Origin of the sequence: Ectothiorhodospira lacustris (assembly GCF_022227785.1) — a bacterium.
Taxonomy (GTDB): Bacteria; Pseudomonadota; Gammaproteobacteria; order Ectothiorhodospirales; family Ectothiorhodospiraceae; genus Ectothiorhodospira; species Ectothiorhodospira lacustris.
In genome coordinates, this window is sequence record NZ_JAJNQM010000009.1 from 40,694 (window position 1) to 59,524 (window position 18,831).

Sequence of the window (18,831 nt, forward strand, 5' to 3'; positions counted from 1 at the left end):
CCGATTTGCTGTTGTTTTGCGTACTGCAACTGAATAATCTTTTGTGGATCAGCTCTCTCCTCCCCACAGGAATACCCGCAACATGACTTTCAGCCTCCAGCAACATGGCATCAGCGTGGCAAAGGTGCTGCGCAACCCCTCCCCGGCAGTCCTTTACGAAGAGGCCCTGGCCCACGAGCACGGCTCCGCCATCTCCTCCACCGGCGCGCTCATTGCCAAGTCCGGCGCAAAGACCGGCCGTAGTCCCAAAGACAAGCGTGTGGTCCAGCATGACCACATCAACGACGACGTCTGGTGGGGCTCCGTCAACGTCGGCCTGGAACCCGGCAGTTTCGACAGCCTGCGCACCCAGGCGGTGGATCACCTCAATACCTGTGCCCGCCTCTACGTCATCGACGGATTCGCCGGTTGGGACCCCCGCTATCGCATCCGCATCCGGGTGATCTGCGAGCGGGCCTACCATGCCCTGTTCATGCAGAACATGCTGATCCGCCCCACCGCGGAAGAACTGGAGAGCTACGGTGAACCGGACTACGTGATCTACAACGCCGGCCGTACCGCCGCCGACACCGGCATCCCCGGCGTGAAAAACAGCACCAGCGTGAGCCTGTGCTTTGAGCGCCGCGAGTTCGTGATCCTGGGCACCGAATACGCCGGCGAGATGAAGAAGGGCGTGTTCACCATCATGAACTACATCATGCCCAAACAGAACGTGCTCTCCATGCACTGCTCCGCCAATGAGGGCCAGGACGGCGAGGTCTCCATCTTCTTCGGTCTGTCCGGCACCGGCAAGACCACCCTCTCGGCCGACCCGGATCGGGCCCTGATCGGTGACGATGAACACTGCTGGAGCGATGAAGGGGTCTTCAACATCGAAGGGGGCTGCTACGCCAAGGCCATCAACCTGGACCCGAAGGCGGAACCGGAGATCTTCAATGCCATCCGTTTCGGTGCCGTGCTGGAAAACGTGGCCTACGACCGGGATACCCGCGCGGTGAACTATGAGGATGGTTCCATCACCGAGAACACCCGTTGTTCCTACCCGGTGGAATTCATCCCCAACGCCAAGATCCCCTGCACCGGCGGGCACCCGAGCAACGTGATCTTTCTCACCTGCGACGCCTTCAGCGTGTTGCCGCCGGTCAGCCGACTGACCCCGGCCCAGGCCATGTATCACTTCATCAGCGGCTACACCGCCAAGGTGGCGGGCACCGAAATGGGCGTGACCGAGCCGGAAGCCACCTTCTCGGCCTGTTTCGGTGCCCCCTTCCTGGTCTGGCACCCCACCCGCTACGCGGAGCTTCTGGCGGAACGCATCCGCAAGCATGACGCACGCGTGTGGATGGTGAACACCGGCTGGAGCGGCGGCCCCTACGGCGTGGGCAAGCGCATGAGCATCGCCCACACCCGGGCCATCATTGATGCCATCCATGACGGCTCGCTGGACAAGGTGGAAACGGTGCAGGATCCCATCTTCGGGGTGCACATTCCGGTCTCCTGTCCCAACGTGCCGGACGAGCTCTTGGTGCCTTCCAATACCTGGCAGGACCAGCAGGCCTATCAGGAAACGGCCCGCAAACTGGCCCGCCTGTTCCACGAGAACTTCAAGACCTATGCGGACCAAGCCGGCCCGGAACTGCTGGCGGCGGCACCGCGGGTGGAGTGAGTTTTTCTTCCCCTCCACCCCAGCCCCTCTCCCCCAAGGGGAGAGGGGCTATTTTCAGCCTTCATCCCGCTGAGATCCCAGCCCCCATCTCACTGAGGGAGAACAGTGCTTTTCTCCCATTGAGGGAAGACGGTGGTTTTACTCCCTGCCCCCCCGGGAGAGAAGGGCCGGGGATGAGGGGGAGAGACTACGACCGCAGGAAAGCCCGCAACCGCTCCACCGCCTGCTCCAGGACCGGCAGATCCCGGGTATAGGCAAACCGCACATGGGAGCGGGCCAGGTGGGTACCGAAATCCAGTCCCGGCGTAATGGCCACCCCCGTCTCTTCCAGGCAACGCTCCGCCAGGACAAAACTGTCTTCACCGAAGGCCGTACTGTCTCCATAAATATAGAAGGCCCCCCGAGGGGTCACCGGCACCTTCAGGCCCAGCTCCCGCAGGGCCGGCAGCAGGAAATCCCGCCGTGCCCGAAAGGCCTCCCTTCTGGCCCCCAGAATTTCCATACAGGCCGGGGTGAAGGCGGCCAGGGCCGCATGCTGGGCCGGCGTGGAAGCCGCCAGGAACAGGTTCTGAGCCAGCTTGTCCAGCTCCCGCACGCAGTCGCGGGGTGCCACCACCCAGCCCAGGCGCCAGCCGGTCATGCCGAAGAATTTGGAGAAGCTGTTGATGACGAACAGGTCCTCGGACAAGGCCGCCGCCGTGCCCGTCTCCCCCTCGTAGACCAGACCCTGGTAGATCTCATCCACGATCAGGGTGCCCCCCCGGCCACGGGTGAAATCCAAGAGCTCGGACAGCAGGGCGCTGTCCGCCAGGGTGCCGGTGGGATTGGACGGGGTGGCCACCATGGCCGCCACGGTTCGCTCCGACCAGTGCCGGGCCAGGTGGGCCGCCGTGAGCTGGTAATCCGTCTCCGGCCCCACCGGCACCGATACCGCCTCGCCTTCGAAGGTGCGGACAAAATGACGATTGCAGGGGTAACCCGGATCGGTCATCACCACCTGGTCATCGGGATTGAGCAGGATCCCCATCACCAGCAGCAGGGCACCCGACGCCCCCGGGGTGATCACGATACGCTCGGGGGCCACGTTCGCGCCCAGGACATCCTGGTAGTAACGGGCAATGGCCTCCCGCAGGGCAGGCAGACCGGTGGCCGGGGTGTAATGGGTGTAACCCGCCTGGAGGGCGCGGATACCGGCCTCCACGATGGGGGCCGGGGTCTGAAAATCCGGTTCGCCGATCTCCAGATGGACGATATCCCGCCCCTGGGCTTCCAGACGCCGGGCGCGGGCCAGCAGGTCCATGACATGAAAGGGCTGGATGTGGGCCATCCGCCGGGCAATGGGTCGTGCGGGCGACATGGCGACCTCAGGACACCTCGGGCCGCATGTGGGGGAACAGCAACACATCACGGATGGAGGGCGAATCGGTGAACAGCATCACCAACCGATCGATGCCGATCCCCTCCCCCGCCGTCGGCGGCAGGCCGTGTTCCAGGGCGCGCAGGTAATCGGCGTCAAAGTGCATGGCCTCGTCGTCACCGGCCTCCTTATCCGCCACCTGACGGCGGAAGCGCTCCGCCTGATCCTCGTAGTCGTTGAGCTCGGAGAAGCCGTTGGCAATCTCCCGGCCGCCGACGAAGAATTCGAAGCGGTCGGTGACGAAGGGATCGTCGTCGTTGCGCCGTGCCAGGGGTGACACCTCGGTGGGATAGGCGGTGATGAAGGTGGGGTCCTTGAGCCGGGATTCCACCGTCTTCTCGAAGATCTCGATCCACACCTTGCCCAGACCGTAGCCGTCCTTGAGGGGGATACCCAACTGCCGGGCCACCTCCCGGGCACGGGTCTCGTCTTCCAGGTCCGTGGCCGAGAGCGCCGGATTGAAATGCAGGATGGCGTTCTTGACGGTCATGCGGGCAAAGGGCCGGCCGAAGTCGTAGGCGTCGCCCTGGTAGCTCACCACCGTAGTGCCCAGCACATCCCGGGCCAGGCTGCGCAGCAGGTCTTCCGTCAGGTCCATGAGCTCATGGTAGGTGACGTAGGCCTCGTAGAACTCCAGCATGGTGAATTCGGGGTTGTGCCGGGTGGACAGACCCTCGTTGCGGAAGTTGCGGTTGATCTCGTAGACCTTTTCGAAACCGCCCACCACCAGGCGCTTGAGATACAGCTCCGGGGCAATGCGCAGAAACAGCTGCATGTCCAGGGCATTGTGGTGGGTGGCAAAGGGCCGGGCGGTGGCGCCGCCGGGGATGGCCTGCATCATGGGGGTTTCCACTTCCAGGAAACCCCGCCGGTTCAAATAATCACGGATCGCCTGGATGATACGGGTGCGGACCCGGAAAGTCTCCCGTACCGGTTCGTTCATGATCAGGTCCACGTAACGCTGACGGTAGCGGGTTTCCATGTCCGACAGGCCGTGGAACTTCTCCGGCAGGGGCCGCAGGGACTTGGTCAGCAGACGCAGGCTGTCCACCTGCACCGACAGCTCGCCGGTCTTGGTCTTGAAGAGGGTTCCTTCCGCACCCAGGATGTCGCCCAGGTCCCAGGACTTGAAGCCCTGATACACCCCCTCGGGCAGGGCGTCCCGCTGCACGAAGAGCTGGATCCGCCCGGACATGTCCTGCACCTGGGCAAAGCTGGCCTTGCCCATGACGCGTTTGGCCATCATGCGGCCGGCCACGGACACCCGCACCGGGGTTGCCTCGAAGAAGGCATCGTCCCGCGCGTCGTATTCGGCGTGGAGCTCACCGGCCATGACGTTGCGACGGAAGTCGTTGGGGAAGGCGATGCCGCCTTCACGCAACCTGCCCAGTTTTTCCCGGCGCTGGGCGATCAGCTTGTTTTCGTCCTGGGTCTGGTCGTTCATTGGCTTGATCGGGGTCCTGACATGAATGCAGTGCGTGAAATGGCGGCTCAAAGCCCGCTCTTGAGGCTGGCTTCGATGAAGGGGTCCAGATCCCCGTCCAGCACGGCCTGGGTATTACCCACTTCCACGCCGGTACGCAGGTCCTTGATACGGGACTGGTCCAGCACATAGGAACGGATCTGGCTGCCCCAGCCGATGTCGGCCTTGTTGTCTTCCAGGGCCTGTTTCTCGGCGTTGCGTTTCTGCAGCTCCAGCTCATAGAGCTTGGCCTTGAGCTGCTTCATGGCCGTGTCCTTGTTCTTGTGCTGGGAACGGTCATTCTGGCAGGCCGCCACCACACCGGTGGGCACATGGGTGACACGCACGGCGGATTCGGTCCGGTTCACGTGCTGACCACCGGCGCCGCTGGCCCGGTAGACGTCGATGCGCAGATCCGCCGGGTTGATGTCGATATCGATGTCGTCATCCACTTCCGGGGAGACGAACACCGAGGTGAAGGAGGTATGACGGCGGTTACCGGAGTCAAAGGGGGACTTTCGCACCAGACGATGGACGCCGGTCTCGGTGCGCAGCCAGCCGAAGGCGTAGGGTCCGTCGAAGCGCACCGTGGCACTCTTGATGCCCGCCACATCCCCTTCGGAGACTTCCATCAGTTCGGTCTTGAAACCGCGACGTTCACCCCAGCGCAGATACATGCGCAGCAGCATCTCCGCCCAATCCTGGGCCTCGGTCCCGCCGGAACCGGCCTGGATATCGAGGAAGGCGGGGCAGCCGTCCATCTCGCCGGCGAACATGCGCTGGAATTCCAGCTCGCCCACCTGCTGTTCGAACCGCTCCAGATCGGCCTCAACGGCCTGTGCGGTGTCCTCGTCGTTTTCTTCCTGGGCCAGTTCCAGCAGCTCGCGGGTCTCGCTCAGGCTGTCGGTGAGGGTGGCCAGGTTGCCGACCACATGGTCCAGCTGGGCGCGCTCACGCCCCAGGGACTGGGCCTTTTCGGGGTCATTCCAGATATTGGGGTCTTCCAGTTCCCGACTGACTTCTTCCAGGCGCTCGCGCTTGGCATCGAAGTCAAAGATACCCCCTCAGGGCTTCCACACGCCCTTGCAGATCCTTGATTTGGGTAAACAGCGGGTTGAGTTCCAGCATCGCTCGGCCTTTCAACGCGGATGTGAATGGGGAAAAGCCCGGCATTGTAACAGCTTAGGACAGGCCGGTGGCGAAACCACCGGCCTTTGGGATCAGCGCAGATAGTCGAACAGGGACAGACGTTGCACCTGCACGTAAGACTGCTGCGCGGCCTGCAGACCCACCTGCTGCAGGCTGAAGCGGCTGATGGCCTCGGCGTAGTCCAGGTCGCGGATTTCGGACAGGGTACTCTCCAGTTGCAGCACCTGCTCCCCATGGAGCTGGGCCTGAGACTCCACCGCATTGAGTCGCGTACCCACGGTGGCACGGACGCTTAGCAGGTGTTCCATCATATTGTCGATTTCGGTCAATGACTGGTTGATGGCATTGTTGACCGGTGCCGTGCCTCCCCCACTTCTCCCTTTCTCCAATGCCTTCACCAGCTTATTCAGTCCGTCGAAGATGGAATGGGGCTCCGAAGGACGGATCACGAACGCATCGCCATCATTGGGAGAGCCGCTCACTTGTACCTGGATGCCCTGGAATGAAATGGCGGCTCCTTGCTTGTAGGCGATCGGGTCTTGGCTAGGATTGCCGTCTTCGTCAACCGGAAACACCGGGCTGCCGTCGTCAACCGCGACAACCCGGTATCCCAGGTTGTCGCCCTCACCTTCAAAGACCAGGCGATAGGAGGTATTCCCATCCCACTCCCCAGCATCGGTGACAATACCACTGGTGATGATGCCGGAACCGGTATTGTCCGCATCCGGATCCGGCGACACGGTGAAGACACCGTTGCCGTCCTTGAGAAGCTCATTGCCCCCACCCCCGAACACGGTGCTGCCGGCATCCCCCAGACGGATCGTGCGCACCGAGCTGATACTGACTTCCCTCTGTTCACCATCGCCCTGGTAGACGATGTTGCCTGCGCCATCCATGCTGAAGGGCTGCACATGGGCCTGGTTACCGGCAAAGATATACTCGCCGTTGGCATCCTTGGTATTACCCAGTTCTACCATTTCCTGCATGACCTGACGCATTTCCAGGGCAATATAGCCTCGGGTTTCAGGGGTCTGGGTGGCATTGTTGGCCTGCACCGCCAGGGTCCGCACCCGATGCAGCCCGTTGTTCATGGCGGCCATGGTCACTTCCGTCAACCGCAGGCGCTGCTCGGCCAGGGTACCGTTGCGCTGGAACTGTTTCGATTGCTGGATGCGACTTTCAAATTGCAAAGTCTGCACGCTACCGCTGGGATCATCGGAAGGAGACAGGATGCGGCGCCCCGTACCCAGCTGATTCTGGGTCCGGGACATCTCCGCCTGCCTGCGTTGCATGGTATCGATGCCGTTTTGAAACATCTGGGTGGTGGAGATTCGCATGATTAACGCCTCACGATGCCGATCAGGGTGTCGAACAGGGCATTGGAAGCCGCGATGACCTGTGCCGAGGCCTGATAGGCCTGCTGATAGCGGATCAGGTTGGCGGCTTCCTCGTCCAGATTGACGCCTGATATGCTTTCACGATGATTTTTTGCATCCGCCAGCAGACGCTGCTGGGCTTCCGAGGCCACCTCAAGCTTGCGGGTCTGCGTGCCGATACCGGCGATAAGCGAGTTGTATGCGCCCTCGATGTCGGTCATACCGTTGTCCAGGATACGTGCGCCTTGGATGCCGGCCATGGCCAGTGCGTTGCGGTTGTCGCCGATAGCATTGGTTTGGGCGGCGGCGTCGGCGGCAGCTAGGGCATTGGGGTCATCGACCAAAAACTGAATATCTCGGGCTGCATCGCGGGTAGGCTGCAACATGAAGCGGTCTCCAGCCTGGGCATCGGCGGGCAGCTTGATAATCAGCCCGTTGACGAGGATGTTGCCGTCTGCGTCTTCGCTTGGCAGCTTGACCTCCGTCCCCTGGGGGTGAGTGCGCAAGGTCCAGGTGTCGCCGTCATAGCTCAGCCGGTAATCCGTGGCCTTGAGGCTGGAGAGACCCTCCGGATCAAACGACACCTCGGGCAACGCGCTGTCGGGACGGCTGGGGATCACCGCCGGTATGGGCACCCGGAACAGGTCCTCGCCGGCTTTTCCGTCCAGATCCATCCCGGCCCGGTGCTGGTTATTGAAGGCCAGGGCGATGCTTACCGCCACCTTGCCCAACTCGTTCTGGGTCTGTTCCAGGGTGGAACGAGCCCCCAGCAGCCCACCTAAATGCCCATTGCCGGAAATCATCCGGCTGATGTCACCGGAGGACTTGAAACCGATCTCCAGCTGCAGACCGGCGCCGGGAGATTGCGCCTGCAGGGCATTGGGCTGATGCCCCATGACCAGGGCCTGACCTGAGCCGATGAATACGTTCAAACCGCCATTGGCTTCTTGTACCGTGTTCACATCAACAAACCTGGACAGATCAAGCAGCAACTGCTCCCGCTTGTCGAGCAGGTCATTGGGAGGCATGCCACGGCTCTGGGCGCCGATGATCTGTTGATTCAGATGGGCGATGGACTGGGCAATGCCGTTGATTTCATCGACAGCGGTTTGAATCTGGCCATTGACGATGGTCTGCTGATCCTTCAGACGCTGATCCAGAAAATGAAAACGGTCTACCAGTGATTCCGACTCCGCCAGCACCACGGTACGCTGCGCCGTGGAGGTGGGATCATTGGCCAGCTCCTGAAAGGCAGAAAAGAATTTCTGCAATCCCGGCGCCAGCCCTGCCGAGGCATCCGCCAGGAGATTGTCGATACGACGGGTAAAGTCATATTGTGTACTGTAGTACTCGCTGGTGGTGGTAGTGGTGCGCAGCTGGGTCTGTACGAAATCATCATACAGGCGACGTATCGCGCTGACGTTGACCCCTTGCCCCAGATAGCCGACGGGGGAATGCAGCGGGTTTCTGGTCGCCTGATCCACACGCTGGCGACTGTAACCCTCGGTATTCACATTGACGATATTGTGGCCTGTGGTGTCCAGGGCCCGCTGGGCCGTGCCCAGCCCGGAAGTGCCAATGCCTAGTAGTCCGAAACTCATGATGCCTCCCAGGCAAAATGCCGTAATTCAGGAATGAGTGGTATGCGCATGACCTATCCCTCATTGCCGCGCACAGAATCTGTCTGCGTCTGGTTGAGGGTTGCGAGGGTATTCCCCAGGGTGCCTCGCGCCAGGATATTGAGAATCTTGTCGGCATAGGCCGGGTCCGTGGCGTAACCGGCCGACTGCAGGCCCCGTACATAGGCCTCGGCATCCCCCGCCACTTCCAGTGCCTGGCGATAGCGGGGATTGGTCTGCAGGAAATTCACATAGTCGGCAAAGCTTTCGGCCAGGCCGCCATAGGAGCGGAAGGCCGCCCGCTGCAGCTCAGGCACCTCATTCACGTACTCCAGGGTCTGCACGTGAGCCCGGGCTCCCTCCCAGCGCCGGTCGGCCTTGATGCCGAACAGGTTGTGACTGCTGCGACCGTCACCATGCTTGATGACGTGACGTCCCCAGCCGGTCTCCAGGGCGGACTGGGCCACCAGCACCTCGGGGGCCACCCCCAGGGCCTTGGCGGCGCGCTGGGCGTGGGGCCAGAGATCCCGGATGAATTCTTGCGGAGAACCCGGCGACCAGGGACCGTCGGCCACCATGCCGTCATCCGCCCGGGTGGCCCTCGTCACCTGGGCGGCCCTCGCGGAGTCCTTCATTGCCGCTGTCTCGGGCGCCTTCGAGGCCCCCGTCATCGCAGCCGCTTCAATTGCCGACCGCACCACCGGGATGCGGTGGGTGGGCATGTTCAGTTCCCCCGGCGACGCAGACACTGCATCGGCGGCGATACCCGTCAGTTCACGCATCACCTGCTCCCGCAGACCGATGCCGTTACCCCGGGCCATATCCAGGGCGATCTGCTGATCGAACATGCCCTGGAAGAAGCGGGTGTGCTCGCCGGTGAGTCCCCCATCCGTGGGCATGGCGGCCCGCATGCTCTTGAGCATCTGCTGGATGAACAGGGCCTCGAACTGACGCGCCACCTCGTCCGACGCCTCCACGGACCCGGACTGGGTACGGGCACGCAGTTCCGCCAGACCGTGCATGTCGGTGTAGTGGTAACTGTCGGCGATGTGGCTGGTCATGTCCTTTCTCTTCTCACTCGCGCATCAGATGACGATCAGCTCGGCCCGCAAGGCACCGGCTTCACGCAGGGCTTCAAGGATGGACACCAGATCACCGGGGGCGGCGCCTACCTGGTTCACGGCACGGACGATCTCGTCCAGGGTCACGCCGGGGTTGAACAGGAACATGCGGCTGTCTTCTTCCGTCACCTCAATGTCCGTCTGCGGCGTCACCACCGTCTCACCCTGCCCGAAGGGCGCGGGCTGGGTGACCTGGGCACGTTCGGTGATGGTCACCGTCATGCTGCCGTGGGACACTGCCGCCGGCATCACCCGTACATTGCTGCCGATCACCACCGTACCGGTGCGGGAATTGACGATCACTTTGGCCGGCGGCTCGCCGGGCTGGACCCGCAGGTTTTCCAGCACCGAGATGAAGGACACCCGCTGACCCGGGTCCCGGGGGGCACTGACCCGCACCGAGGAACCATCCAGCGGACGGGCAGTGCCCGGCCCCATGACATCGTTGATGGCATCACTCAGGCGATTGGCGGTGGTGAAGTCATGGCGGTGCAGATTCAGGGTGACGTGATCCCCCTGGGCGAAGGCCGAGGGCACTTCACGTTCCACCGTGGCCCCGTTGGGGATGCGGCCCACGCTGGGCACGTTCACGCTGACCCGGGAACCATCGGCGCCCGCCACACCGAAGCCGCCCACGATCAGGTTGCCCTGAGCAATGGCGTAGGTCTGGCCGTCCGCCCCCTTGAGGGGGGTCATGAGCAGGGTGCCGCCCCGCAGACTGCCGGCGTTGCCGATGGAAGATACGGTGATATCAATGGTCTGGCCCTGCTTGGCAAAGGGCGGCAGATCGGCATGGATCATCACCGCCGCCACGTTGCGCAGCTGAGGGTTGACGTTGGGCGGCACGGTGACGCCCAACTGGCCCAGCATGTTCTTGAGGCTTTGCACCGTGAACGGTGCCTGGGTGGTCTGATCACCGGTACCGTCCAGACCTACGACAAGGCCATAGCCCACCAGCTGATTGCTTCTGACACCGGCCACCGAGGCCATGTCCTTGACACGTTCCGCCGCGCCGGCGCCGTGGGGGATGAGCAGGGACAGCACCAGGAGCGTCACGGCCCAGACGATCAGAACTGTGCGTATGTTGTGCATGGCGCGCTAACTCCTAGAAAGGCCACACGGGGCTGTTGAAGAATCGGGTCAACCAGCCCTGACTGTTGCTGTCGGCCAGGGCACCCCGTCCTCCGTAAGCCACCTGGGCAGAGGCCACCTGGGTGGACAGGATGGTGTTGTCGGCACGGATGTCCACGGGACGGACAATGCCCCGTAGCCGGATGTATTCCTCGCCCTGGTTGATCTTCAGCCACTTTTCCCCCTGCACCACCAGATTGCCGTTGGGCAGTACCTCGGCCACCATCACGGTGATGGAGCCATCCAGCCGGTTACTCTGAGAGGCATTGCCCTGACCGTCGAAATCCCGGCTGCCGCTGATCTCGGTATTGAGCAGAGGACGCCCGTTATGCGTGACCGGCCGCCCCAGGATGGTGGGGTTGGCCATGTTCACATTGGATTCCTTGCTCGTGGAGGTGGTGGCCGACTTGGTGGCCTGGGTTCGCTCCGCCAACAACACCGTCAGCACATCCCCCACCTGGCGCGCTTTGTAGTCGGCAAACAGGCCTTGCACCGCCGTGGGCTGGTAGATGGCGCCGTTATTGTGTTCCGGCGGCACGGGCATGGGGGGCATGACGGCGACGAAGTTCGGGTTGTCGCCCCGCTCTACCGGCTTCACCGTGGCGCAGCCGCTCATGATCACCAACAGACATGCCAGGGGCAGGCCCGCGAGGGCAAGTGGCGTCCGTGTTGCCGTGTTCGGATTTCGGGTGTTCATGATGGGCTACCTTCGGTCATGAATCGGGCCGGGATTACAGGTTGTTGTTGATGTACTGCATCATCTGGTCGGAGGTGGAAATGGCCTTGGAATTGATCTCGTAGGCCCGCTGAGTCTCGATCATGTTCACCAGTTCCTCGGCGATGTTCACGTTGGAACTCTCCAGGGAACCCTGCATCAGGCGGCCCAGGCCGTCCTGACCGGGATTGCCCTGCTGGGGCGCGCCGCTGGCGGCGGTCTCGATAAACAGGTTCTGGCCGATGGGCTGCAAACCGGCGGGATTGATGAAGTCGGCCAGTTGGATATTGCCCACTTCCACCGGGGCATTTTCCTGGCCTGCCAAGGTGACGCTGACGATGCCGTCCTGACTGACGCTGACGCTGGTGGCCCCTTCCGGAATGAAGATCCCCGGCTGCAGCTCAAAGCCGTTGGACATGACCATCTGACCATCGGCGCTGAGCTGGAAGCTGCCGTCCCGGGTGTAGGCGATGTTGCCCTCGGGGGTCAGGATCTCGAAGAACCCCCGCCCCTGAACGGAGATGTCCAGGGCATTGTCGGTCTGGATGTGGTTCCCCTGGGTGAAGATCTTGTCCGTGGCCACGGTGCGCACCCCCACCCCGGTCATCAGGCCGGTGGGCAGCTGATTGTTCTGTGCCGACTGGGCACCTGGTTGACGCACGGTCTGATAGATCAGATCCTCGAACGAGGCGCGCCCTTTCTTGAAGCCCGTGGTGTTCACGTTGGCCAGGTTGTTGGAGACCACCGACATGCGGGTCTGCTGGGCATCCAGCCCGGTCTTGGCGATCCAGAGTGCTTGATTCATGATCTTGTCCTCCTGCTAGGCATGGCCGGCCGATCAGGACATGCGCAACAGCTGTGCGCTGCTGCGATCCAGGTCTTCGGCGGTCTTCATAAGCTTTACGTGGGTCTCGTAGTTCCGTGCCAGTTCGATCATGTTGACCATGGCGTGCACGGTGTTGACGTTGCTGCCTTCCAGCACCCCGGAGGTCAGGGAAACGGCGGCATCAGCCTCTTCCACCTGGCCATCGCCGCGGCGGAACAGGCCATCCTCGCCCCGTGCCAGATCCTGCAGAGCCGGATTCACCAGTTTCACCCGTCCCACCTCGGCCAGGACATTGGCCTCCTGGCCAATGGGGCGGATGCTCATGGTGCCGTCACCACCCACGAGAATGGTCTCGAAGGGCGGGATGGCGATAGGGCCGTCTTCGCCCAGTACCGGCAGGTCATCACCGGTGGTGAGCAGGCCCACGTTGTTCACCTTGAAATTGCCCGCCCGGGTGTAGGCCTCGGTACCGTCCATGGCCTGGACCGCAATCCAGCCGTCCCCCTGCACCGCCACGTCCAGATCCCGGCCGGTGGCAATCTGCGGACCATGGGTGAAATCCGCTTCCACGGCCTGAAGCTGGGCATAGTCCCGGCTGTCGAACACCGGCCCCCGCAAGGGGTGGTTGGTGAACACCTCCAGGCTCTTGCGAAACCCGGTGGTGTTGGCATTGGCCAGGTTATGGGTGTTGACCTGCTGGGAGTGCGCGGCCTCCCTGGCGCCGGTCATGGCGATGTAAAGCATGCGGTCCATCAGTCGCTACCTCCGTTAACGGATATTGATGATGGTCTGCGTCAGGGTGTCGGCGGTGCTGATCACCTGGGCATTGGCCTGGAAGTTACGCTGGGCGGTGATGAGCTTCACCAGCTGGTCGGCGATGTTGACGTTGGACTCTTCGAAAGCCCCGCCCTGAATCAGGCCGAAGTTGGACTCTCCCCCTGCACCAAGCACAGGCTCACCGGAAGCGGGGGTCACGGCCCAGTTGGTGCCGCCAACAGACTGCAAGCCTTGAGGGTTAGTAAAATTCGCCAGCGCCACCCGTCCCAATGACCGATCGGTACCGTTGGAATACCTAGCAAACACTGTGCCGTCCGTATCCACATCCACACTGACCAACTGACCGATGGCATAACCATCCTGTCTCAACGCGGCGACGCTGAATTTGTTGCCGTACTGGGTGGTCTGGCCGAAGTCCACATCGATACCCAGGTTCTCTGCGCCGTTGGGCAGATCTACCGCCTCAATCCGTAGGGGCGTAACTGTCTCCAGGGTGCCGTCGGAATTGAACTCGAGACCGCCCGTGCCTACAGAGGTAAGGTCCCCACCAACATCCATATATGCATCAACATTCCATGACTTATCTTCTGGTGGAGGCTGGCGCTGAAAGAATAGGGAAACTGTTCTGGCACTGCCGAGTGAATCATAGACGGTCAAGGAGGTGGAATAATTGAATGTATCGGGGTCTGCGGGGTCGATGCCTATTGTGTCTCCATCAATCGGCTCTGCCTCGGCACTCAGATTCATCAGCACATCGATCTTCGAGGTCACCTTTGGTTCGGCATCCCCCGTCGTGAGTTGGATCGGCGCCAGCAGGTTTCCCCCCTCAGGCGGATACCCCATCAGGCGCTGCCCAGCAGCATTGACCACAAAACCTTCCTGGTTTGCCTGAAACTGGCCGGCGCGGGTGTATTCAGTGACACCGTCTCGCTCCAGGACAAAGAAACCCTGACCATTAATCGCCATATCCATACTATTACCCGTGAAGTTCAAACTGCCCTGAGTAAATTGCTGACTCACGGAGGCCAATCTGACACCACTACCTGTCGCAGTCTTATAAGCTGAGTTATAGGACTGCGCAAAGATGTCCATAAACTCGGCTCTTGACTCTTTAAATCCTGAAGTAGATGCATTGGCAATATTATGACCGGTCACATTAAGGTCCGCTGATGCGGCATTAAGACCAGTAACTCCAACATTGAATGGCATGATATGAACCCCTCAAAATAAACAAAAAATGCCCAGGATGGCATTCAGCCAATCTGTCTTACATTGACCAAGTCGATCTCACCGAAGCCTTCAACGATCAGCGTGATTCCCCCGCCGGCCTGCCCGGTACGGACGCTGTCCACCCGAGCATTGAGCAGGGTCTGGGGCTGGCTGGTCTGGCCATCCAGCTGAGCCTCGGCGCGAAACTCATACACCCCCGGTGGTGCCCGCTCGCCCTCCGTGGTAGTGCCGTCCCAGACGAAGGACTTCACGCCGCTCCCCTGCCCGCCCATGGGAATGCGACTTACCAGCACACCCGCCTCGTTGTAGACATTTACCGTCAAGTCATTGGCGGAGGATTTCAGGTCCACTCCACCGCGGATGCCTCCCTCGTCACCCAGCACCGCCAGATCCACGGGGATCAGGACCTCGCGATCCACCAGAGCGGCGGCCTGTAGGGTCTGGTTGGCCTGCATGGTCTGGGCAATGCCTTCAAAGGATTTCTGCAGCTCGCCGATCCCGTTGACCGTGCCGAACTGGGCGATCTGACCCAGGAAATCGCCGCTTTCCATGGGCTCGAAGGGATCCTGATTCTGCAACTGGGTGATCATCAGCTTGAAGAAATCCGCCTGTCCCAGCTCATCCCGGCTGGATTCCTTGCCCTGCCCGGCGGCCGAGGTCAGCCCCAAACTGGCCAGGGTATTGGCGTCAATGACACTCATGTCTCATCCCTCCTATGACTGACCCAGCTGTAGGGTCCGCAGCAACAGTTGCTTGGTGGTGTTCATCACCTCCACGTTGTTCTCGTAACTGCGGGAGGCGGAGATCATGTTGGCCATCTCGTCCACTAGGTTCACGTTGGGCATGTAGACATACCCTTGCTCATTGGCCAGCGGGTGATGGGGCTCATATTTCACGAAGGGCTCGGCCTGGCTCTCGACGATGCCGGCCACCCGCACCGGAGTGGTGGACGCACTCCTGCCGAACTGGTCCATCACCGTCTGGAATACCGGCTGTTTGGAACGGTAGGCCTGCTCGGGGGTAGTGCTGGCTACCTGGGCATTGGCCATGTTGCTGGCGATGGTGTTCAGACGCACCGACTGGGCGCTTAGCGCCGAACCGGAGACGTCAAAGATCTTGAACATGTTGCTCATGGGTTAACCTCCCGGCCTATTCGCCTTTCAGGGCCGTACGCAAGCCGCTGAATTTCTTGCTGAGAAAATCCAGGCTGGCCTGGTACTGCACGGTGTTTTCGGCAAAGGCCGCCTGCTCCAGCTGGGGGTCCACCGTATTGCCGTCCAGGGATGGCTGGGTGGGCACCCGGTAGAGCGGCTCGCCCATGCCCTGCCCCGAGGCATCAGTGGCAATATGGGCGGCGTGGGTGAGGCGCAGACCCAGTGCATCAGGTTGATGTGCACGGCTGAGCACCTGACGAAAATCCAGGTCCCGCGCCTTGTAGTTGGGGGTATCGGAATTGGCGATATTGGAGGCGAGCAACTCCAGGCGCTTTGAGCGCACCTGCAGCGCATCGCCGTGGATACCAATGGCCCTGTCTATGGAAAGTGGCATGGACTCGACCTCAAGAAATGTTCCTGAAGGTCGAAATGCAATCCGCGTGCCATAAAAAAAAAGGCAGGTTTCTTAAAGGCTTGGGTAAAAGGCGTCCTGAATCGGACTGACTGCCACGGCAAGATACCGCCGATTGGAGGGTCCCGCCCCCTGAGGGCGGGTCGGGTTATTGACACCCTGCCCGCTCAGCGCAGGCGGTAAACCACCCCGGGATTGCAACGCACCATCTCAAAGGCATCCGAGTAATTGGCCATCGACTCGGATGCCCCCAGGAAGAGATACCCACCCGGATTGAGAATTTGGGAAATACGCTTCAGGATCAGCTTCTTGGAGTCGATCGAAAAATAGATCAGCACGTTGCGGCAGAAAACCACGTCGAAACGCCCCAACAGGGTATAGCTGTCCATGAGATTGAACTCACGAAAACTTGCTCGAGCCTTGATATCCGGGCGAAGAACCCAGCGATCACCATTCTGAACGAAAAACCGGTTGCGGCGATCAAGGGAGAGGCCACGTGCGACCGCCAAGGAATCGTAGCTGGCCTCACGGGACTCCTTCAACACGGCGCCCGAGATATCCGTTCCCAGGATCTGGACATCCCGCAAGCTGCCGGGCCGGGACTGCTGGTATTCACTGAACCCCATGCTGATGGAATAAGGCTCCTGCCCGGAAGAACAGGCGGCACACCAGATACGCGGGGCATAACCCGAACCCTTCTGCTTGGCCAACTCCGGGTAGATTTGATTCTTGAGGATCTCGAAGGGAAAGACATCCCGAAACCAGTAGGTTTCGTTGGTGGTCATGGCCTCGATGACCCGTTCCCGCAGACCGGGATTGCGCCCCAGTTTCAGCTGCCTGAGCAGATCGCTGACGGAAGAGACCGAGAATTCACCCATGAGCCGCGACAGGCGGCTGTTCACCAGATAGTGCTTGTTTTCCCCAAGGACCAGTCCACAGGACTTCTCCAGAAACAGCCTGAAATCCTCGTAATCCTGAGATTCGATAGGGCCTGACAAGGTGGATTCCTGTGATCGATCAATCTTTCGTTGTAGAACGCAAGCCGTCGTACTGCTCAATAGGCAGCGCCACCAGTATACCTTCGAGACACCTCAAAAGGGGCATGCCGCGCTGCCGCCCAAGGGGCACACAATAACCGCCGGGCGGCATGAAGATGCCGGCCATGGGTCCTTATTTCGCGTCATCACCCATCTGCAGGTGTCCCAGTACGGCCTCTGCCAGCTCATCGGGGCTGAACTTGGGCAAAAAACGGTCAGCCCCCGCCCTGCGGACCAGGGTCTCATTGAAGGTCCCGCTCAGGGAAGAATGGAGCACAACGTACAGCCCGGACAGGGCCGGCTCCTTCCTGATGGCGGCGGAGAGCGTGTAACCATCCATCTCCGGCATCTCGATATCGGATATCACCATCCCGATCTGCTGCTCGATGGGGCCTTGGGCAGCCATTTCCAGCAACTTGTCCAGTGCCTGTCTGCCATCATTTACCACCACCGATTCCACGCCGATCTGGGTCAGGGCGCGCACGATCTGCTTGCGCGCCACCGTAGAGTCGTCGGCGACCAGGGCGCATCGCACTCTCCCCCCTCCACGGCTGCTGGATACCAGCGCATCGCTGACATCCCGTGCCGGACCGGTGACCATCTCCAGCACTTTTTCCACATCAATGATCTCCACCAGACGATCGTCGACCTGGGTCACAGCCGTCAAAAAACTGTCTTTATGGGTGCCACGGGGAGGCGGTCGAATCTGATCCCAGTTGAGGTTGATGATGCGATCCACCGATGCCACCAGAAGTCCCTGAACGGAACGATTGAATTCAGTAAGAATGACGAATGATCCGCGCTCTCCGGAGCCGACGGGCGACATGCTCAGGGCCTGTGCAAGATCGACCACGGATACCGTCTTGCCGCGCAGGGTAGCCACTCCACGGATGATCGGATGGGCGCTGGGAAGCCGACTCAATGCGGGACAGGTAATGACCTCCCGCACCTTGAATACATTGATGGCAAATAACTGACGGGTACCCAAGGTGAAAAGGAGCAGTTCCAGACGATTCTGCCCCACCATCTGAGTCCGGCGATCGACGTCATCCAGCAAGCTGCTCATCGGGCTCTCCTGCGGGTATTTTCAAATCATACCCTCTCATGCACAAGTATGATCGGCACCGGCGAAGATTTCTTGAAATTTTTTTGGCCTTCATTTTGCAGCATACCCCCCAAAGGACATCATGCGCCACTTATCCGGCGCTTCATGACATACCCCAAGGGTGTGGTGATGAGCCATCAAGCGAGGTAGCGGTACGATGTTTTTCAGCTTCCGGAAGCGCCGATTCGGGATCGGCCTGACTTTGTTCGCAGGCCTGCTGGCCTGCACCCCCATCAATCTTATGGCAGTGGAAACACAGTCTCACGACAGTATTTTGACATCTGCCGGTGCGTTTCTCGGTCATCAGGCCCGCGCTCATCACGGTGATCACGTGGATGTGCGTATCAGCCGGGGCTCACTGGACCCGCGCCTTAGACTGAGGGCCTGCGACACCACCCTGGAAACCTTCTTGCCGGCCGGGGCCAGAATGACGGGGCACACCACCGTAGGGGTTCGCTGCACCGCCCCCTCGCCCTGGAGCCTGTTCGTGCCCATGCAGGTGGTGGTCCGCGGAGAAGTCGTTGTCCTGGAGCGTGCCCTCCCCCGGGGCACCCTGCTCTCCCAAAATGACATCAGGCTCGAATTACGCGACTTGGGCAACATGCACAGCGGATATCTCACGGATCCGGCGGAG

Annotated in this window: 17 protein-coding genes and 1 pseudogene; 2 read left to right on the top strand and 16 right to left on the bottom strand. The window is 61.2% G+C overall.

The features are described 5' to 3' along the window. The first annotated feature begins 82 nt into the window (after positions 1-82). Complete coding sequence (pckA, locus tag LQ952_RS03250) at positions 83-1,666, top strand: phosphoenolpyruvate carboxykinase (ATP) (protein WP_238621224.1); 1,584 nt, start codon at positions 83-85, stop codon at positions 1,664-1,666. Between the two features lie 187 nt (positions 1,667-1,853). Here the strand turns inward: pckA and LQ952_RS03255 are convergent, their stop codons facing one another. The 16 genes from LQ952_RS03255 to LQ952_RS03330 form a co-directional block, all read right to left on the bottom strand. Continuing rightward, entirely contained in the window at positions 1,854-3,023 is a 1,170-nt protein-coding gene (locus tag LQ952_RS03255; protein WP_238621225.1) for a pyridoxal phosphate-dependent aminotransferase, read from the bottom strand. A gap of 7 nt (positions 3,024-3,030) precedes the next feature. Continuing rightward, positions 3,031-4,527: a lysine--tRNA ligase gene (gene lysS / locus LQ952_RS03260; RefSeq protein ID WP_238621226.1), complete on the bottom strand. Its 1,497-nt coding sequence runs from the start codon at positions 4,525-4,527 to the stop codon at positions 3,031-3,033. A 47-nt stretch (positions 4,528-4,574) separates the two neighbouring features. Further along, positions 4,575-5,673 (bottom strand): peptide chain release factor 2 gene (prfB, locus tag LQ952_RS03265; RefSeq protein WP_238621227.1). Its coding sequence is split into 2 segments (ribosomal slippage): positions 4,575-5,597 and positions 5,599-5,673, totalling 1,098 coding nucleotides; the frame shifts between segments, so codons are not numbered across the junction. 92 nt (positions 5,674-5,765) lie between these two features. After that, positions 5,766-7,031 (bottom strand): flagellar hook-associated protein FlgL, encoded by a 1,266-nt coding sequence (flgL, locus tag LQ952_RS03270; RefSeq protein ID WP_238621228.1) that lies wholly within the window; start codon positions 7,029-7,031, stop codon positions 5,766-5,768. 2 nt (positions 7,032-7,033) lie between these two features. Beyond that, the gene (flgK, locus tag LQ952_RS03275) at positions 7,034-8,671 is read right to left on the bottom strand and encodes a flagellar hook-associated protein FlgK (protein WP_238621229.1); all 1,638 of its coding nucleotides are present in this window, start codon (positions 8,669-8,671) and stop codon (positions 7,034-7,036) included. Positions 8,672-8,724: 53 nt separating this feature from the next. Next, complete coding sequence (gene flgJ, locus LQ952_RS03280) at positions 8,725-9,750, bottom strand: flagellar assembly peptidoglycan hydrolase FlgJ (protein WP_238621230.1); 1,026 nt, start codon at positions 9,748-9,750, stop codon at positions 8,725-8,727. A 24-nt stretch (positions 9,751-9,774) separates the two neighbouring features. Beyond that, positions 9,775-10,902 (bottom strand): flagellar basal body P-ring protein FlgI, encoded by a 1,128-nt coding sequence (locus LQ952_RS03285; RefSeq protein WP_238621231.1) that lies wholly within the window; start codon positions 10,900-10,902, stop codon positions 9,775-9,777. 13 nt (positions 10,903-10,915) lie between these two features. Then, positions 10,916-11,638, bottom strand: coding sequence for a flagellar basal body L-ring protein FlgH (gene flgH / locus LQ952_RS03290; RefSeq protein ID WP_255722487.1), 723 nt, complete (start codon positions 11,636-11,638; stop codon positions 10,916-10,918). A 34-nt stretch (positions 11,639-11,672) separates the two neighbouring features. Further along, positions 11,673-12,461: a flagellar basal-body rod protein FlgG gene (flgG, locus tag LQ952_RS03295; RefSeq protein WP_238621232.1), complete on the bottom strand. Its 789-nt coding sequence runs from the start codon at positions 12,459-12,461 to the stop codon at positions 11,673-11,675. Positions 12,462-12,494: 33 nt separating this feature from the next. Continuing rightward, complete coding sequence (locus LQ952_RS03300; protein ID WP_238621233.1) at positions 12,495-13,235, bottom strand: flagellar basal body rod protein FlgF; 741 nt, start codon at positions 13,233-13,235, stop codon at positions 12,495-12,497. Between the two features lie 15 nt (positions 13,236-13,250). Continuing rightward, positions 13,251-14,468, bottom strand: a complete 1,218-nt coding sequence (gene flgE, locus LQ952_RS03305) for a flagellar hook protein FlgE (protein ID WP_238621234.1) — start codon at positions 14,466-14,468, stop codon at positions 13,251-13,253. Between the two features lie 44 nt (positions 14,469-14,512). Then, positions 14,513-15,190, bottom strand: a complete 678-nt coding sequence (locus tag LQ952_RS03310) for a flagellar hook assembly protein FlgD (RefSeq protein WP_238621235.1) — start codon at positions 15,188-15,190, stop codon at positions 14,513-14,515. A gap of 12 nt (positions 15,191-15,202) precedes the next feature. Beyond that, positions 15,203-15,622, bottom strand: a complete 420-nt coding sequence (gene flgC / locus LQ952_RS03315; protein ID WP_238621236.1) for a flagellar basal body rod protein FlgC — start codon at positions 15,620-15,622, stop codon at positions 15,203-15,205. A gap of 16 nt (positions 15,623-15,638) precedes the next feature. Further along, complete coding sequence (gene flgB / locus LQ952_RS03320; RefSeq protein ID WP_238621237.1) at positions 15,639-16,037, bottom strand: flagellar basal body rod protein FlgB; 399 nt, start codon at positions 16,035-16,037, stop codon at positions 15,639-15,641. Positions 16,038-16,222: 185 nt separating this feature from the next. Then, positions 16,223-17,053 carry a CheR family methyltransferase gene (locus LQ952_RS03325; RefSeq protein WP_238621238.1) on the bottom strand — a complete coding sequence of 277 codons (831 nt, stop codon included), beginning with the start codon at positions 17,051-17,053 and terminating at the stop codon, positions 16,223-16,225. A gap of 172 nt (positions 17,054-17,225) precedes the next feature. Beyond that, complete coding sequence (locus LQ952_RS03330) at positions 17,226-18,158, bottom strand: chemotaxis protein (protein ID WP_238621239.1); 933 nt, start codon at positions 18,156-18,158, stop codon at positions 17,226-17,228. Between the two features lie 313 nt (positions 18,159-18,471). On the opposite strand from LQ952_RS03330, the pseudogene LQ952_RS03335 reads away from it, so the two are divergent. Beyond that, positions 18,472-18,831 (top strand): annotated as a pseudogene (locus LQ952_RS03335) (flagellar basal body P-ring formation chaperone FlgA); the annotation flags it as partial.

Bases quoted from the DNA above. Each gene is read 5' to 3' on its own strand.
- LQ952_RS03285 (WP_238621231.1), bottom strand. From the start codon at position 10,902: ATGCACAACATACGCACAGTTCTGATCGTCTGGGCCGTGACGCTCCTG.
- flgG (WP_238621232.1), bottom strand. From the start codon at position 12,461: ATGAATCAAGCACTCTGGATCGCCAAGACCGGGCTGGATGCCCAGCAG.
- pckA (WP_238621224.1), top strand. From the start codon at position 83: ATGACTTTCAGCCTCCAGCAACATGGCATCAGCGTGGCAAAGGTGCTG.
- flgB (WP_238621237.1), bottom strand. From the start codon at position 16,037: ATGCCACTTTCCATAGACAGGGCCATTGGTATCCACGGCGATGCGCTG.
- flgE (WP_238621234.1), bottom strand. From the start codon at position 14,468: ATGCCATTCAATGTTGGAGTTACTGGTCTTAATGCCGCATCAGCGGAC.
- lysS (WP_238621226.1), bottom strand. From the start codon at position 4,527: ATGAACGACCAGACCCAGGACGAAAACAAGCTGATCGCCCAGCGCCGG.
- flgJ (WP_238621230.1), bottom strand. From the start codon at position 9,750: ATGACCAGCCACATCGCCGACAGTTACCACTACACCGACATGCACGGT.
- flgK (WP_238621229.1), bottom strand. From the start codon at position 8,671: ATGAGTTTCGGACTACTAGGCATTGGCACTTCCGGGCTGGGCACGGCC.
- LQ952_RS03330 (WP_238621239.1), bottom strand. From the start codon at position 18,158: ATGAGCAGCTTGCTGGATGACGTCGATCGCCGGACTCAGATGGTGGGG.
- flgH (WP_255722487.1), bottom strand. From the start codon at position 11,638: ATGAACACCCGAAATCCGAACACGGCAACACGGACGCCACTTGCCCTC.
- flgC (WP_238621236.1), bottom strand. From the start codon at position 15,622: ATGAGCAACATGTTCAAGATCTTTGACGTCTCCGGTTCGGCGCTAAGC.
- flgL (WP_238621228.1), bottom strand. From the start codon at position 7,031: ATGCGAATCTCCACCACCCAGATGTTTCAAAACGGCATCGATACCATG.
- LQ952_RS03300 (WP_238621233.1), bottom strand. From the start codon at position 13,235: ATGGACCGCATGCTTTACATCGCCATGACCGGCGCCAGGGAGGCCGCG.
- LQ952_RS03310 (WP_238621235.1), bottom strand. From the start codon at position 15,190: ATGAGTGTCATTGACGCCAATACCCTGGCCAGTTTGGGGCTGACCTCG.
- LQ952_RS03255 (WP_238621225.1), bottom strand. From the start codon at position 3,023: ATGTCGCCCGCACGACCCATTGCCCGGCGGATGGCCCACATCCAGCCC.